The following is a 1800-nucleotide window of genomic DNA, read 5'->3' as shown; positions in this document are numbered from 1 at the left end:
CCCCCTGACCGATGCACCTGAGCGACCACATCCTCTGCCAGCTCGATGAAACCTACGTCCAGGCACTGGACGAGGCTCGGCTGCGTGGTCTGTCGCTGCGACTGTTGGAGGATCTCAAGGAAGCGCGCGAGCGGCTGCGGCAAAATCCGGCCAACAGCTCGCGTCCACCCAGTAGCCGAGCGCCTTGGGAGCGCCCGCCAGCGGGCGACGAGGAGCCGAGCGACGACGCCGAGGCGAGCCTCCCGGCGCAGGATCAGGACGCACCGGATGCGGCCAGCGCATCCCCGGAGGAGCCGCCCGATCCACCCGAGACCCAGGCCCCCGAGCACGCGGCCTCCAAGCCCGAGAAGCCCAAGCGCAAGCCCGGCAAACAACCGGGCGCGCCGGGGTTCGGACGCACCCAGGTGTTCAAGGCCCACGAGACGATCATCCATCGTCCTGAGACCTGCGCGGCCTGCGCCGAGGCGCTGCCGGCGGATGCCCCCAGTGTCGCCTACGCGGGCTTCCAGTCGGTCGATCTGCAGTGGGGCGATGCCGAACAGCCGGGCCTGCACCTGCGCATCACCGACCAGCGTTTCCATGACACCCTCTGCGGCTGCGGTCATCACACGCGCGCGCGTCCCGGCGAAGGGCGCGTCGATGACCCGACCTTGGAGCCGGTGGCCTTGAGCGAATGGCGTCTGGTCGGGCCGGGACTGGCGACCCTGATCGTGGCGTTGCATCTGCGCTTTCGGATGTCGCGCCGACGGCTGCGGGAGTTTCTGCACGACTGGCTCGGGTTGAGCCTGAGCGTGGGCACCCTGGACCGCACTCTGCGCGAGGCCGCCGCGGCGGCGGCACCGCTGGAAAATGAATTGATCGAGGCGGTCGTGGCCAGCGAACTGCTGCACGCCGATGAGACCTCCTGGCCGCAAGGCGCCGATCTGCTGTGGCTGTGGGTGTTCACCAGTGCCACCGTGACCTTGTTCGTGGTGGCCAAGCGCGGGCGCGAGGTGCTGGACCGCCTCCTGCCAGGCTTCACCGGCTGGCTGATGAGCGACGGCTGGCAGGCGTATCGCCACCTCCCGCAACGGCTGCGCTGCTGGGCGCACCTCACGCGCAAGGCGCAGGGGTTGATCGATAGCGACGATCGCGAGGCGCAAGCCTTCGGGCATCAGGTCCAACGCGCCTTCGATACCCTGATCGGCGCCATCCATGCGGCCCGCGCGGGACCGCCGGTCGATCTGCCGCGCCTCCACGCCGAGTTGCTGGCCGAGTTGCATGCCGCCTGCGTGCGTCTGCTCGGGCACCGACACGCCAAGACGCGCGCCTTGGCCGTCGAGCTCTGGAACGACTGGGACGCCATCTTTCGGGTGCTGGAGAATCCCCAGTGGCCGCTCACCAACAACGACGCCGAGCGGGCGCTGCGCCATTGGGTCATCGCGCGACGCATCATGATGGGGACGCGTGGCGAGGCCGGGTCGCGGGCCTTCACCTTGCTCGCCAGCGTGATCGACACCTGTCGCAAGCGCTGCCATGTGCCCTGGCTCTATCTAGCCGGCGTGATCGCGGAGCGCCGCGCCGGTCGCGCGGCGGCTCCGCTACTGGCTCCAATGCCGGGTTTATGAACGGCTACGGGCAAACCGAAATTTGCCTGTAAAGATTGCGGTCGGCAATTTGTTGAAAAACCCGAAAACAAAATTGCACAAGAAAAGAAAGATTTAATTGACTCACGTTTCGGAGTTCAAAATCGGCGCAAAACTGGCTTTAATCGTTTGTTTATAAAGGATAATGGCCTCAAGAATGGTAAAATGTCAGGTG

The 1800-nt window shown here is 66.2% G+C and carries 1 protein-coding gene; it reads left to right on the top strand.

Translation table 11 applies throughout. From position 1 onward, the window contains the following. The first annotated feature begins 11 nt into the window (after positions 1-11). Positions 12-1607 carry an IS66 family transposase gene (locus QZY07_RS26470; RefSeq protein WP_295409284.1) on the top strand — a complete coding sequence of 532 codons (1596 nt, stop codon included), beginning with the start codon at positions 12-14 and terminating at the stop codon, positions 1605-1607. Positions 1608-1800: the final 193 nt, after the last annotated feature.

Source organism: uncultured Thiocystis sp. (genome assembly GCF_903866365.1).
GTDB lineage: Bacteria > Pseudomonadota > Gammaproteobacteria > Chromatiales > Chromatiaceae > Chromatium.
The sequence above is the reverse complement of the archived record's forward strand: the minus strand, read 5'-3'. Positions and strand labels throughout refer to the sequence as shown.

Excerpts from the sequence above, each read along its gene's own strand:
- QZY07_RS26470 (WP_295409284.1), top strand. The coding sequence starts at position 12 with ATGCACCTGAGCGACCACATCCTCTGCCAGCTCGATGAAACCTACGTC.